This is a genomic window from Tsuneonella flava (assembly GCF_002870965.1).
GTDB lineage: Bacteria > Pseudomonadota > Alphaproteobacteria > Sphingomonadales > Sphingomonadaceae > Tsuneonella > Tsuneonella flava.
The window spans coordinates 30,337-43,857 of the sequence record NZ_PHSO01000006.1; the positions used below are offsets into that span (position 1 = coordinate 30,337).

Here is a 13,521-nt window from a genome sequence, read left to right on the forward strand (position 1 = left end):
TTTCTCACACGTTGAGCCGGTACACTTCATGGAACACCTCACCTCCGGCGGCGGAGAGGCGGTAAAGAGCATTGGGATCCGTTTCGAGCGGGTGAGCCAGGCCAGCGCCATCGATGACCGATTGGCCTTCGAATGAGCGCAAGAGATCGATGTCATTGGTGTGCAGGAAGGCTCCAACGGCGGCCAAGTACCTGCCATTGAGAGATGATTGCTCGAAGTCCCGCAACGTGAGTTCGACGGCTTCCCCGCCCGTGATGACGGTCATCCGGCGGCTGCGATTGTCGGTGAGAACCCACTTGCGGCCCTGCCTTTCGGCAAGCGAATTGCTCCGCAGGAAGCGCCGGAAGCGTTCCGCGGAAACTCCGGCCTCCTTTGCAGCGCGTCCCTGATTGTTTGTCTGGCGCAGAAGCTTGAGCGCGGCCTCTAACCGCTCATCGCTTTTGATCCGCTTGGCGCGGATTGGCTTCTCGCCTGCTCTGGCGTGGCCACGTGCCTGCGCACGGCTCAAGCCTCGCTTGGCAGCGTTCGCAATCCGCCGCTGATACTCCGCTTTGTAATCGCGTTTTCTGGCCACGAATGAACCCTCTGGCACCATCGCAGCGGGCTTGCTGCGAATCGACCATAGGATTCCGCGCTCATGCCAAGTGAGCGAATCCTCTTGTTCTCAAGTTGCAAGGCAATTGAATGCTATTCGAATTTCAGTCCGCGCTTTGGGCAAATTTCCAAAAGGTATTTCGCTAAATTTACATCACTGAGACCGGAGCCTTTTGGGTGATTGCCGCCAATTTCTAATCGAATTAAGGCAATTGCTTCTTTGCGAGGGACACCACACAAATTAATTTGCTTATGCTGGAGCGCAGTAATCGCTGCACGAATTACCGCTCCAGAGCCTTTTGGACCGGGGCGGCGTTGCTCCAAACCCTGCAATTCGCTCAGGTCAATTATGCGAATTTCGGAATAGGTGCGTCCACGAGCGGACAGCTCGCCAGATTTCCAATTTGGCTCAGCTTCATCAAACAATTCCGCCACAATTCGCACCGGCTCCCGGCTAGGCGATGGCGCGATCCTATAGCCATATGCAGCCAATTGATCGTTAAACAGCTCGTCCAATAGCGATTCCCGCAATTCATCTCCAAATTGAGATTGTGCTGTCCAATCTCCGAACCCGGCCGACATAAGTTTCAACACATCGCCCACAGTTTCAAAATTGGCATTTGAGGCTCGCTCTTTGAGCTTCGCAGGTGAGGCTAATTCAGAATAGCGGGTTTGATCGTCGATGCAGGCGAATTGCAGCCAAGCGCTCTTGATCGAAACGCCCTTTTGCCAAATTTCGCGGTTAGTTGGCTTCGCCATTTCCAAAAACCCAAATTGCCGATTGCTTCGCTTTAGCACGCTAATGCTAATTGCCGGATTAACCTTGAAATTATGCCGCGATTCCGGGATTTTGTGCTACAAATTCGAATGCTTCAAGAAACCGAAATTCGTTCGAATGGAATTGCCGATGCATGGGCAAATCGCTCAGAATTCTGGCTTTCGGAATATGCACAGTCTTTACCCAAAAGGAAGTTACGCCAGCGTAATCCTGCCCCACTGATATTGAATGGCCATGGGGTGTCTCTGCGCATCGAAAACGGCGCTTTGGTCATCCGTGATGGATTCACGCACTACCCGCAAGACCGACACGCTTATCGCTTTTTTCCGCGCGATCTCGACCTGCCGACCCGCATCCTCTTACTGGATGGGAGCGGCACCCTCTCGTTCGATGTACTTTCGTGGCTAGCCGAACAAGGCGTTGCGCTTGCTCGCATTCGTTCGAACGGTGAGATCGCCACAGTCGCCAGTGGCACCGGCTATGCTGCCGATCGGGAGAAGGTGGATTGGCAACTTGCTACACGCGCCGATATGGCCAAGCGCCTAGCCTTTGCAGCCGACCTTATCCGCCGCAAAATCGCCAACAGTATCCCGACCCTTGAGGTCCACATACCTGCATCGCAGTCACGTGACATGGCGTTGTTCAAGGCCAATGCCGGTATCGCACGGCTGGAAAGTGAAACCTTCAAAGACCTGAATGCAATCTTTGTCATCGAAGGCGAATGCGCCTCTGCGTACTTTCGGGCGTGGCATGGCTTGCCGATAAAATGGAAAGGGACAGCCCGCCGCCCGGTGCCGCAAGAATGGCGCGCCTATAACTGGCGCAGTTCTCGCGCAACTGGCGTGAAAGCGGAAAACCGCAACGCTTCCCATCCAGTCAACGCCATATTGAACTATGCCTATGCGGTGAAGATAGCCAAACTCCAAATCGAAGCTATTGCCAATGGGTATGATCCGACCATCGGCATCATGCATAACAGCAACCGGGACAGTCCTGCTTGGGTACTCGATATGATCGAGTTGGAACGATCACCAATCGATGCGCAAATTCTGCAATTTGTGCGCGGTCACACGTTTGCAGCCAATGATTTCATCTTGCGCAAAGACGGGGTTTGCAGATTGTCGCCTCAATTGGCGCGAGTAGTTGCGGCGCTTGCTAGCTAATTAAATATCAGCACCAGATTTGGCATTATATGCCGTATTCTCTCGCTGATAATCACGTTGGAATTGTTTGTATCGGCTTTGGAACAATAGCATACTTGCTGAAAGACGAGAGCAATCCAGCAATCGATCAGTTTGACATTCGGCAAGGTGCTGACTTGATTGTGACCCGGCATCGTTCGCAAACCCAATTAGGGCCGCTCTATAGTTTTGCACACTAATATGTATACTCTCTATGTCGTTTGCTAAATCGTTCATCTGATAATTGATTTGGCTTATCTGGTATGAGCCTTCGGGCGATTTTGCATTGATATGCTGTATAGCGGTTTTCATCTTTGCGGTGCGATTCCTTGCGGCTTGGTAGCCTGCAATCAATACGTCAATCTTCCTGCTTTTTTCCGAAAGCTCGTTGGCCTTTGAAAATACCTTATCCGCCAACTTCTCTATCGACTTTTGAGTTTCGGACCGACGTTGAGTGCGATCTTTGGCAGCTGCCAGACTCTCAATGTCTTGCCTTTTTTCCGCTGCGCGAGTCCGAGAGGCGTCTGCCAACTCACCAAATCTTGCGGCATCACTTTTTTCAAATGTGGCCTGCGTAGAACTTCCGTTAGCGAACCACGTCAGCCGAAGCTTGTCGCCCTCTATGGCGCCAGTCGCTAAACTGACACCTGTCCCATTTTCGATGGAGAGATTGATGGCCTTTCCATCGATTGTACCGCTGAATGGTCTGGCCCCGGCAATGTTCTTGCCATCCTGAACCGCACCGACAATCGATACCGTGCCACTGATCTTACCTTCGTCAGCTGATGTAATTTGCACCATCATTGCACCGTCCGTGTCAGAGGCGATGTAAGCTCCGATAGCATCGGATTGTGACGAACATGCCGCCAGAAATCCCACTGCAATCAGATTCGCAATGTTCATTCGTGTAATCAACGAGACCTCCGCACATGTTATCAAGTGTCCCCATTATGGGGACATGGCGGTTTACATATACTTAAAGTCTCGGGTTAAGAATCGGGGACGTTTCAATGCAGCGGGGATGGGTGGTTTCGCCCGACTATCGTTCTGCTATCGAAACGATCAAAGCGGTTCGTGAGGGGCTTGGAATCTCACAACGAGAGCTAGCGCGACGTCTCGGCAAGCACCCATCTTTCGTGAACAAAATTGAGAAGATTGAACGACGGCTGGATATTCTCGAGTTCATCGCCATCGCTGAAGCCATGAACGTCTCATCTTCCACTCTGCTAACCAATATCCGCGAGAAATTATCCTCAAAATTGGAAGTTTAGGATATTCTCCAATAGCTTAAAATCGGCGCGTGTACCGCGCTTAATCCCTCGCTCAGCGATCATTCGGTCTAAGATGTTCTGATTTCTGAGGGACACTCTTACGATGGGTGGGTGGTATCCCCATTCGCGAAATGTGGGGCTTGGCTTCTACGAAAATCGAACGCCGTTCGTCATATCATCTGTGTGGTCAACTCTCTCCCTTTATGTGTCGTTCACTATACCCCCCGGCTCAAGGTCGGGGTGACGATGGCGGAGAGGGTGCTCTGTGGGATCGCGACAAGCGACATGGTCCCCCGTCCCTCGTCATTGCGAGGAACCGCAGGCGACGCGGCAATCTATCGACCGCCATCGTCCCCACCATGACCGCCGCGATGGGCGGAACCGTCGCGTCATGGATTGCTTCACTGCGTTCGCACTGGCGAACAGCGGGATAAACGCCCTCTAATGCTTCAGATCGTCCTCTATCCGCCGCACGCGGTTGGATAGCTGTTCCAGCAGTTTGCGGTTGGCGCTTACCAGATCGGCCAGAATGCCCAGCATCACGCACAGGAAGCCCAGCACCAGCAGGCCGACCCCCAGCACCAGAGATTGCAGGTGTCCGTCGCCCTGCCCGTCGATGTAGAAATAGAGGAAGCGCAGCACCGGGATCGCCCCGATCACGCCCAGCAGCGCGCCGATAAAGGCAAACACTTTCAACGCGTAATACTGGGCATAGGCACGCATGATAGTGGTGCCGGTGTTGATGATGAACTGCGGGATCGAACTGAACAGGCGCGACGGGCGGATCGGGCCGTTGGTCCGCACCGGCACCGATGTCACCGCCATCCGCTTGCGCCCGGCCTGAATCAGCATTTCGGTGGTGTAGGAAAATTCGGTGGTGACGTAGATCCGCCCTGCCGCTTCGCGGCTCATCGCGCGGAACCCGCTGACCGCATCGTCCACTTCCACCCGCGACAGCCGCCGCACGGTCGCGCTACCCAGCCGTTGCAGCAGGCGCTTGACCGGGCCGAAATGGGCGTTGTTGCCGACCCCGCGATCCCCGATCACGACATCGGCGCGCCCGTCCAGAATTGGTTGCACCAGCGCGGGAATATCGGCCCCTTCGTATTGATTATCGGCATCGGTGTTGACGACGATGTCCGCCCCGGCGGCCAGCGCCGCCTCTATCCCGCTGCGGAATGCCGCTGCCAGCCCGCGATTGCGGCGGTGGCGCACGATATGGTGCACCCCCAGCTTGCGCGCGACATCCGATGTGCCATCGCTGCTCCCGTCATCGATCACCAAGTATTCGACGGTGTCGATGCCGGGGATCGTGCGCGGCAGGCAAGCGATCGTTTCGGGCAGGTGAGCGGCCTCGTTATAGGCCGGGATCTGGATAATCAGCTTGGTCATGCGGCTTTGGTTCCCTGTCAGCCGCGCGGTTTAGGGGACAGGGGCGGCAGTCGGCAAGCGGTGGCGTGCCGTCATGCACCGCGATGAGCAGGTTGACGCGAGGGCGGGCCCATGCGGCGCGGCCTGCCCGCCTGGCGCGGGCCGTTTACCGCAGGTTACTTCGGCGCAGCGGCATCGCCGGTTGCCGCATCCGGCTTGGCAGCGGGCGCCGGGGCGGCCTTGCCGTGGACCTTCATCTTATGATGTCTGGCATGATCGGCGTTGGTTTCGCTGGCAGGGGCGACCTGTTTGGCGGCCTCCTGCGCGGCGGGCACGTTTTTCGCATCGCCTTCCGCATCGGCGGTGTCGCCGGTCGAATCGCCCGAACCACCGCTGGCGATAATCCCGCTGGCCTTGTTGCTGCGGGTCGTGTTGTGGTTGGCCGGGTCAACCGCCAGCGCAGGCTGCGCGATCAGCATGGCGGCGCCAGCAGCGACGATAATTTTGGAAATTTTCATACGATCTCCCCCATTTTGCAGCAATTATGCTGTCATCAGTGAGATTCGGTGCCCGAATACCTCTTGAACTGGAGGCATAGAGACAAGTCTGCACAACATTCCGATGCAAGTTATCATTTATTCTTTATTATCAGAATATTACATCCCGTATTTAGTGTCAAACAACCTGTCAAAGCGCCGCGTTAAAGCGTCAGCGCCCCGGTCAGGTCGCCCGGCGGCGGACCGCCTGCGGCAATCATGGCTTTCTCCCGCTCGACAAGGCCCGGCAGCGTTTCCAGCCCGAACCGCCGAACCAGAAAACGTGCAATAGAACCAGTGTCATAGATCGTATGATCGACATGGCCACGCTTGGCATGGGGCGACACGATCAGGGCCGGAATGCGAGTGCCCGGCCCCCAGCGATCCCCCTTCGGAGGGGCGACATGATCCCACCAGCCACCGTTTTCGTCGAAAGTGATAACCACCAGCATCCGATCCCATTGCGGTGAGTTACGCAGCACGTCGATCACGCCCGCCAGATGCCGGTCGCCCGCATCGACGTCCGAATATCCGGCATGCATATTGAGGTTTCCCTGAGGCTTATAGAAGCTAACCGCAGGCAGCTTGCCTTCCTCGGCATCGGCCAGAAACCGATTGGTCCGCGCCGTTTCACCCAGCCCGCCATCGCGCAGATGACGCGCGCGCTCCGGCGTTCCGGGCGCGAACCGCATGAAGTAGTTAAATGGCTGATGATGCGGCTGAAAGTTCGGGCTCCACGGAAATTCCTTGCTTTTCGCATCGCCATCGAGCGCCGCCGACCACCCCCCGGCATACCACGCCCAGCTAACCCCGGCCGCGCTCAACCGGTCGCCAATCGTCGCATGGCTTTGCGGCGGCAAAGTCAGCGGGCTGCTCGCCAGCGCATAGCCTGGTTTGTCGGGATCTGGTTGATAACCGGGCATATATGGCGGCAGCATCGTGTTCACCGCGCGGAAATCGGGGGAGATAGAATCCGGCTGAAACCGGAGCGGCCCCTCCAGCGCACTGGCGGCCGTACCAGGCCGGACCAGCGGGCGAAGCTGCCCAGGAAAGGCCGGATCGAACTTCACAATCTTGCCCTTCGCCGGGCTCTCGTCCGCATTGGGATAAAACGGGGCGGTGGCCGATACCAAATACTGATGATTGAGAAACGACCCGCCAAATGCGCCCATGAAGAAGTTGTCGCACAAGGCAAATTCGCGAGCGATCTGCCAGATACGCAAATTGGCGCTGCCGTCGCCATAGTGCCCCATCACCAGCGCGCCGCTATCGCCCCATGCGACAAAGCCATCGTTGCGACCGCCGTTGATCTGCAACTGATTGTTGTAGAAGCTATGTATCAGATCGCGTGTGATAATTCCGTGCGGAAGCGGGTCGCCATCCGGCGTTTTCAGAGCGAACGGAGCGTTAGGCAGTTGCGGCAGATCATCCGGCCCGATCAGAAACTCCCCGTGTTCCACCACCTGCTTCACCGGCACCAGCCCTTCCCATACCGGGGGAAGGTGAGGCAAAACGGTGCCATCGCGATCCCGCTGACGGAAACGCTCTGGCGCTACTGTGTCGAGCGGCTGTTCGAGCCCGGGAAAGCCCGCGAACAGATTGTTAAAGCTGCGGTTTTCTGCGTAGATCACGACCACCGTATCGATCGCGTCGCGCAAATTTCCATCTGCGGATTTCCGTGATGCCTTTGCCTGAACCGGTGCATCGATCCCGATCCCGGCCACAGCGGTCACTGTCGCCAGTCCGCCGAGCAACTCTCGCCGGTTGATGCCCGAAAGACTTCCAGATTTATCTTTATTTTCAGACATATCAAAACACCACGCTGCTCAATAATGCAGATTACAATCCGCTCGGATCGCCGCTCACCTGACAGTGCAAAGCCGGACGCCTGCGACAAACCGCTCGATAGCCAGCAAATCGATTTTCGCCAAACGGACAATTTGCGCGCACAATCGAAGACAGCCGCAGCCGGCAGCGGCAGACCTCAAGGACTTGCGGTTCCCCGCTAAATGTGTCCGGTGCGTCAGTGAAAATCGTGGCTGTGAATGCGGATCAGATCTTCCGGATCGGCCAGGGGCGGTTGATAGGAATCAACGGATTGCGACATCGAACCTGAGCCACCACGATCTGGCAAACAAGAGGGCGTGGCCTGATCCTCACTCCCCGGACTATACGGGTAGTTCATCGCCCCGATCTGGCGAAGCATAGGTGTCAGATCATCGATCCGGTCAATGATGATATGGATGACTTCGCCTTCCTTCTGAAGGCGGCCTTTCAGGCCGACCATCGACGAGGACATCACGACGCGGCGGAAAGTCTCGAAGCGGTCGGGCCAGACGATACCCTGGGCGACTCCGCTTTCATCCTCGATCGTGATGAACAGCACACCCTTGGCGCTTCCAGGCCTTTGCCTAACGAGCACGACTCCTGCGACTTCAACACACTCACCATCTCTGATCGTGGAAAGATCGCCGCACCGCTTCATTCCGCGTTGAGTCAATTCACCCCGCAGGAACGAGACCGGATGTGCGCGAAGCGATAGCTGCGTCGTGCGATAATCCTCGACCACCTCACGCCCATCGCTCATCGCCTGTAATGCAATCAAGGGCTCGACACACTCGGCGCTGAACACGCCTTCCCGCGCGTCGGCTGCCGCGAACAGGGGCAGCGGTGCATCATCCACACCGTGCGCCTGCCATAAACCATTACGCCGATCACTGCCAAAACTATGAAAGGCATCGGCTTCGGCAAGACGTTCGATTGCTGCACGTGGCACACCGGCGCGGCGCCAGACTTCTTCGATTGACGTATAGAGCGCCGCGCCACGTGCAGAAGCGATTGCCGCACCATGCAGGTTGGCAAGGCCGCGCACCTGCCTGAACCCAAGCCGCACAGCAAACAAACCGTCTCTGGCCGGTTCGAGCGTGCAATCCCAGCGGCTGGCGTTGATGCAGACAGGTCGCACCTCGACCCCGTGCTGCTGTGCATCTTGTACGATCTGCGCCGGAGCATAAAACCCCATCGGCTGTGCATTCAGCAGCGCAGCGCAAAACACGTCGGGATGATGGTGCTTCATCCAGCAAGAAGCATAAGCGATCTTAGCGAAGGAGGCAGCGTGGCTTTCCGGAAAGCCATAACTACCAAACCCCTCGATCTGCTTGAAAGTGCGCTCAGCAAAGTCTTGCGGATAGCCGCGCTCCACCATGCCGCCGACCAGCTTGTCGTAGAAATGACCTACGCCCCCGGTCAGCTTGAAGGTCGCCATGGCCCGGCGCAACTGATCGGCTTCGGCAGGTGTAAAGCCTGCGCCGACAATCGCTACTTTCATCGCCTGTTCCTGAAAGAGCGGAACGCCAAGCGTCTTCTCCAGTACCGCACGCAGTTCCGGCTTGGGATATTCGGGGCGCTCACGGCCTTCGCGACGCCGTAGATAGGGGTGAACCATGTCACCCTGAATCGGACCGGGCCGCACGATGGCGACCTCGATGACGAGATCGTAGAACCGGCGCGGCTTCATACGTGGCAGCATCGACATCTGCGCACGGCTTTCGATCTGAAAGGTGCCAAGAGTATCGGCCTTCTGGATCATGGCATAGACCCCCGGATCGTCATCCTGAAGGTCGGCCATCGTAACCCGTATGCCTTTCTCCTGCTCAAGCAGAGCAAAGGCGCGGTTCATGCAGCCCAGCATGCCCAGGCCCAACACATCGACCTTCATGAACTTCAGCGCATCGATGTCGTCTTTGTCCCATTCGATGACTTGCCGATCCGCCATCGCGGCTGGCTCTATCGGCACCAGATCGTCAAGCCGGTCATGCGTCAGCACGAAGCCGCCGGGATGCTGCGAGAGATGGCGCGGCGTTCCGATCAGTCTGCTGGCAAGATCAAGCGCCAGGCGCAGGCGTCGATCGCTCAGATTGAGATTGAGTTCTTTCGCCTGTTTTTCTCCAACGCCATCAACCGACCAGCCCCAGACCAGTCCCGACAGGGAAACGGTCAGATCTTCGGGTAATCCCAACGCTTTGCCGACCTCACGGATCGCTCCGCGCGCACGAAAGCGCATGACGACAGCGGTTAGCGCGGAATGACGGCGGCCATATGTTTCGTAGATCCACTGGATGACTTCCTCGCGCCGCTCATGCTCGAAGTCGACATCGATATCGGGCGGTTCGGGCCGTTCGCCCGAGATAAACCGTTCGAACAGCAACTCGTGCTTTACAGGGTCGATCGAAGTAATCCCCAGCACGAAACAGACGCAGCTGTTCGCTGCCGAACCACGTCCCTGACAAAGAATGCCCCGCCGACGAGCTTCGGTAACGATAGCGTTTACGGTCAGAAAATAAGGCGCATAATCGAGCTGGCGGATCAATGCGAGTTCATGCGCGATCTGATCGGCATGGGCCTGAGGGATCCCGCCGGGGAACATCCGCTGTGCTGCCTCCTGCGACAGCTTTTCCAGCGCCTCCTGCGCGCTCATACCTGCCAGCACCCGCTCATGCGGATATTGATAGCTCAGTTCGCCAAGATCGAAGGTGCAGGTAGCGGCGATATCGGCAGTCGCCTGAACCGCATCGGGAAAAGCGGCGAAGCGGCGCTCCATTTCTTCCGGCGATTTGAGATTGCGATCGCCATGACGTTCGCGCCGGAATCCTAGCCGGTCGACCGTCGTACCTTCACGAATGGCAGTGACAATATCCTGCAACAGGCGCGCATTGCTCGAATGATAAAGCACATCACCGGTGGCAACGCAGCGCAGATCCGCATCGTCTGCCATCGCGGCCAGATCGTGCAGCCTGAGCATATCGTCAGGCCGGCGGCGCAGCGTAAGGGCAAGATGGCCCCGCAGGCCAAACACATTACGCAAGTCAGCCAAATCGTTCGCCAGCCCGGCATCTGGCATATTGGGCAGGAGAATAGCGATCAGCCCTTCGGCATGATGCGCGATATCGCTCCATTCGAGCACGCATTGCCCTTTGCCTCCACATGCCTTGCCGACGGTAAGCAGCCGGGTCATGCGGGACCATGCGGCGCGGTCGGTGGGATACAGCAACAGTTGTCGACCATCGGTGAGATGTACGCGCGTACCTGCAATCAGCCGCACGCCGGTTGTCTTTTGCCCCTGCCAGGCACGAACCATACCAGCGACTGTGCCTAAGTCAGCCATGCCCAGTGCCGAATACCCCAACAGAGCGGCCGCAGAAAACAGGTCTTCGGGCGAAGATGCGCCGCGCAGGAATGAGAAATGGCTGGTGACCTGCAGCTCGACGTAGGTCATCCGAACGCCCCATGCATCCACCAGCTGCGATCGCCCGTCTCGACCTCGACGCCGTCACCACGTCGGAACAGCCAGAACCGGCGGCCTTCGCAATCCTCCACGCGGTAGTAATCCCGTACCGCCCAGACCTCGCCATCGCGCACCCACCATTCGCCATAAATGCGCTCTGGCCCGTCGCCTGCGATCACATCATGCATCTGCCCCCGCCAGCCAAAGCGACGCGGCGGATGATCGGGCAGCAAGGCGATAACCCCAAACAGCGGTTCAGGCCGGGCCAGCAACCGGGCCGGACGTTTCCACGTCGGCCAGCCTGTTGCTTCCGACAAGGGCCCCGTCCTGACCACCGCGCGTTCAGGAACATCGCTTTCAACCAGTGTAGATTTGAAGAGCGCATCATGTCCGATCCGCCCGGCCAGCCGATCGACCAGACCGGCGATGTCCATCTCCGGCGTTTCGCCAGTCAGTACAGAGGCGCAATTCTCAGCATCCAGCACCTCTGTATGACGCGCGGTTAGTCTGCCCGCCTCGATCCCCATACCCGGATCGATCCGCTCCAGCCGAAACGTCAGAAGCTTTATCAGGTGCTGTGCATTGCGGCTTGCCCGCGCCAGACCGACGCCAATGGTCTGCTCGGTGCCATCGACCCGCAAGAAGGCAAGCGTGGCCTGTCGGACCCCCAGACCGCGCGCGCGCAGTGCATCGACGAGGTCCTGCGTCAAATCGCTCATCACCTGTGCAATGGCTTCGGCAGTGAAGATCGGTTCCAACAGACGGCGCTCAGCCACCGGCGCTTCGAATGGCACTACGCTGTCGATCGGTTCTGCAAGACGACCGATAGCCTGATCGAGCCGGTCGATCGCATTGCGGCCGAGGCGCTTCGCCAGTGGGCCACGCGGAAGCGGCAGCAGATCCCCGATGCGTTCGAGCCCAAAACGCCTGGCGGCTGCGAGTGCGCCAGTTTCCAGCCGCAGCGCCGCCAATGGCAGTGGAGCGATCGCTGCGGTTGCCTGACCCGGCGCAACGATAGTGATTGGATTGCCAGAGAACCGCGCCAATGCATGGGCCGCCCCCGGCGTATCGGTAATCGCCACCCGCGCGGTCAGCCGTAATCGGGTAAAGAAAGCCAGCAACCGGCGGCAGAATGCCGCTTCGCCGCCGAACAGGTGGCTGGTGCCTGTCAGATCGAGAAACAGGCCATCGGGAGCCGCCACCGCAACAAGCGGAGTCCAATGACGCGCCGCATGAATGGCCAGACGTCCAAGAGCAGCGTTCTCTGCGGCGAGATCTGCGGGCCTGATATCGAGCTCGGCATAAAGCGCGCGTGCCTGCGCGACCGCCATACCAGGGCGAAGACCAAGGGTCAGAGCGACGCCGTTGGCAGCATGAATGACTTCGCACTGTCTCTGCCGGATAGACAGAACCAGCGGAGCATCAATCGCAGGAGCTGGAGGTGCCGCGCTGACGACCTGCAAGTCTTCGTTTTCTGGCAAGCCTCTGAACGGATGCTCCTGCGCTTCCGAACGTCGTCCAAGTTCGCGCACAGGCAGTTGCCGGTACGCAGCGATCGTTCCTTCCCGTGCCCAGCGCGCACCCGGTCGCCAGTGCCCGTTACGCGGCACCGAACAGTCTCCCGGATCGTCAGAGAGCGGGAGTTCGGCAGCACGTTTAAGCGGCTTTGACGTGCCGTTCCGCCCCAGCTGCTCGATCGGAAGCTGCGGCAGGAACAGCGAGGCGACCCTGCGCATCGCATCCCTCCAGAACAATCGAAAACGGATTACCGTTGCGCTGACGCACCAGTTCGACTGTCCAACGCGGACGCCCGACACCGGGCACTCCCAACGGTGTGGACAGCGCACAGCCGATACGCCAGCGTGTGGTCGCTGCAGACGGGGCGCTGAGCGGACACAACTCCCGCTTGCGCCATCGCCGCAAAAGTAGTGCCGGAGTCTGCCCATCGGCTGCGGCAAGTTGGAGACGCCGCGATGCCGTCATATCCACACGACGCACCTCGCCGATAACCGCGGCAAGACCGCGGTGGCGCAATCCATCTTCCATAACCGCCAACAGCTCGCGATCATCGCGCGCCTGTGCAAAAAGCAAGCGTTCCGGCGGCAAACCGGCTTGCTCGAGAGCAGGAGCATAAAGGTCAAACCGGCTTAAAGCCCACAATACCGGGCCCGACGAAGCACGCGTGGCAATACCCGCTGCAAACAAAGTGGCTGCCGCTTCCTCAGCCAGCGCCGGGGCCGAAGGCGCAATTTCGTGGAGAGCACCCATTGCCAGACCTCCATCAGCGAGTCTGCGATCCACCTCGTCGATACTGAACGGCAGCGTTCCACGAGCCCGCGTCGGGGTATCGAACTGGGCAATCTGCTGCCGCAGCTCGTCAATAAGGAGGGGGCGGGTTAATCCGGGCATCACGACTCAAAAACTATATGTTCACTTTATGTTCCACTTTAAACATACTGCGTCAAGATGCTTGTCGTTGCAGGGGGTTAGAACCCATTGATCATTT

The 13,521-nt window shown here is 58.2% G+C and carries 11 protein-coding genes; 2 read left to right on the forward strand and 9 right to left on the reverse strand.

Annotated elements, in window-relative coordinates:
• Positions 1-4: 4 nt before the first annotated feature.
• A complete protein-coding gene (locus CV013_RS10045) occupies positions 5-574 on the reverse strand; it encodes a hypothetical protein (RefSeq protein WP_123640011.1) in 570 nt (189 codons plus the stop codon).
• A gap of 113 nt (positions 575-687) precedes the next feature.
• Entirely contained in the window at positions 688-1,353 is a 666-nt protein-coding gene (locus CV013_RS10050; RefSeq protein ID WP_102155292.1) for a hypothetical protein, read from the reverse strand.
• 108 nt (positions 1,354-1,461) lie between these two features.
• Here CV013_RS10050 and cas1 point away from each other — a divergent pair, with 108 nt between their 5' ends.
• Entirely contained in the window at positions 1,462-2,535 is a 1,074-nt protein-coding gene (cas1, locus tag CV013_RS10055) for a CRISPR-associated endonuclease Cas1 (RefSeq protein WP_157935761.1), read from the forward strand.
• Here the strand turns inward: cas1 and CV013_RS10060 are convergent, their stop codons facing one another.
• Positions 2,536-3,456: a hypothetical protein gene (locus CV013_RS10060; RefSeq protein WP_102155296.1), complete on the reverse strand. Its 921-nt coding sequence runs from the start codon at positions 3,454-3,456 to the stop codon at positions 2,536-2,538.
• 107 nt (positions 3,457-3,563) lie between these two features.
• Between CV013_RS10060 and CV013_RS10065 the strand changes: the two genes are divergently transcribed.
• On the forward strand, positions 3,564-3,824 hold the full coding sequence (locus CV013_RS10065; protein WP_102155298.1) for a helix-turn-helix domain-containing protein: 261 nt from the start codon (positions 3,564-3,566) through the stop codon (positions 3,822-3,824).
• Positions 3,825-4,265: 441 nt separating this feature from the next.
• On the opposite strand, the gene CV013_RS10070 is transcribed toward CV013_RS10065, so the two are convergent.
• From CV013_RS10070 to CV013_RS10095, 6 genes are all read right to left on the reverse strand, one after another.
• Complete coding sequence (locus tag CV013_RS10070; RefSeq protein ID WP_102155300.1) at positions 4,266-5,216, reverse strand: glycosyltransferase family 2 protein; 951 nt, start codon at positions 5,214-5,216, stop codon at positions 4,266-4,268.
• A 155-nt stretch (positions 5,217-5,371) separates the two neighbouring features.
• Entirely contained in the window at positions 5,372-5,713 is a 342-nt protein-coding gene (locus CV013_RS10075; protein ID WP_102155303.1) for a hypothetical protein, read from the reverse strand.
• 182 nt (positions 5,714-5,895) lie between these two features.
• Entirely contained in the window at positions 5,896-7,539 is a 1,644-nt protein-coding gene (acpA, locus tag CV013_RS10080; protein WP_102155305.1) for an acid phosphatase, read from the reverse strand.
• 215 nt (positions 7,540-7,754) lie between these two features.
• Positions 7,755-11,006 (reverse strand): error-prone DNA polymerase, encoded by a 3,252-nt coding sequence (locus tag CV013_RS10085; RefSeq protein ID WP_102155306.1) that lies wholly within the window; start codon positions 11,004-11,006, stop codon positions 7,755-7,757.
• Positions 11,003-12,751 (reverse strand): Y-family DNA polymerase, encoded by a 1,749-nt coding sequence (locus tag CV013_RS10090; protein ID WP_102155307.1) that lies wholly within the window; start codon positions 12,749-12,751, stop codon positions 11,003-11,005. Before CV013_RS10090 ends, CV013_RS10085 begins: the two co-directional genes overlap by 4 nt.
• The gene (locus tag CV013_RS10095) at positions 12,672-13,424 is read right to left on the reverse strand and encodes an ImuA family protein (protein WP_190276498.1); all 753 of its coding nucleotides are present in this window, start codon (positions 13,422-13,424) and stop codon (positions 12,672-12,674) included. Before CV013_RS10095 ends, CV013_RS10090 begins: the two co-directional genes overlap by 80 nt.
• Positions 13,425-13,521 lie beyond the last annotated feature (97 nt).

Excerpts from the sequence above, each read along its gene's own strand:
- CV013_RS10050 (WP_102155292.1), bottom strand. The coding sequence starts at position 1,353 with ATGGCGAAGCCAACTAACCGCGAAATTTGGCAAAAGGGCGTTTCGATC.
- CV013_RS10060 (WP_102155296.1), bottom strand. The coding sequence starts at position 3,456 with ATGAACATTGCGAATCTGATTGCAGTGGGATTTCTGGCGGCATGTTCG.
- CV013_RS10085 (WP_102155306.1), bottom strand. The coding sequence starts at position 11,006 with ATGACCTACGTCGAGCTGCAGGTCACCAGCCATTTCTCATTCCTGCGC.
- CV013_RS10075 (WP_102155303.1), bottom strand. The coding sequence starts at position 5,713 with ATGAAAATTTCCAAAATTATCGTCGCTGCTGGCGCCGCCATGCTGATC.
- acpA (WP_102155305.1), bottom strand. The coding sequence starts at position 7,539 with ATGTCTGAAAATAAAGATAAATCTGGAAGTCTTTCGGGCATCAACCGG.
- CV013_RS10070 (WP_102155300.1), bottom strand. The coding sequence starts at position 5,216 with ATGACCAAGCTGATTATCCAGATCCCGGCCTATAACGAGGCCGCTCAC.
- CV013_RS10095 (WP_190276498.1), bottom strand. The coding sequence starts at position 13,424 with ATGCCCGGATTAACCCGCCCCCTCCTTATTGACGAGCTGCGGCAGCAG.
- CV013_RS10090 (WP_102155307.1), bottom strand. The coding sequence starts at position 12,751 with ATGCGCAGGGTCGCCTCGCTGTTCCTGCCGCAGCTTCCGATCGAGCAG.
- CV013_RS10065 (WP_102155298.1), top strand. The coding sequence starts at position 3,564 with ATGCAGCGGGGATGGGTGGTTTCGCCCGACTATCGTTCTGCTATCGAA.
- cas1 (WP_157935761.1), top strand. The coding sequence starts at position 1,462 with ATGCTTCAAGAAACCGAAATTCGTTCGAATGGAATTGCCGATGCATGG.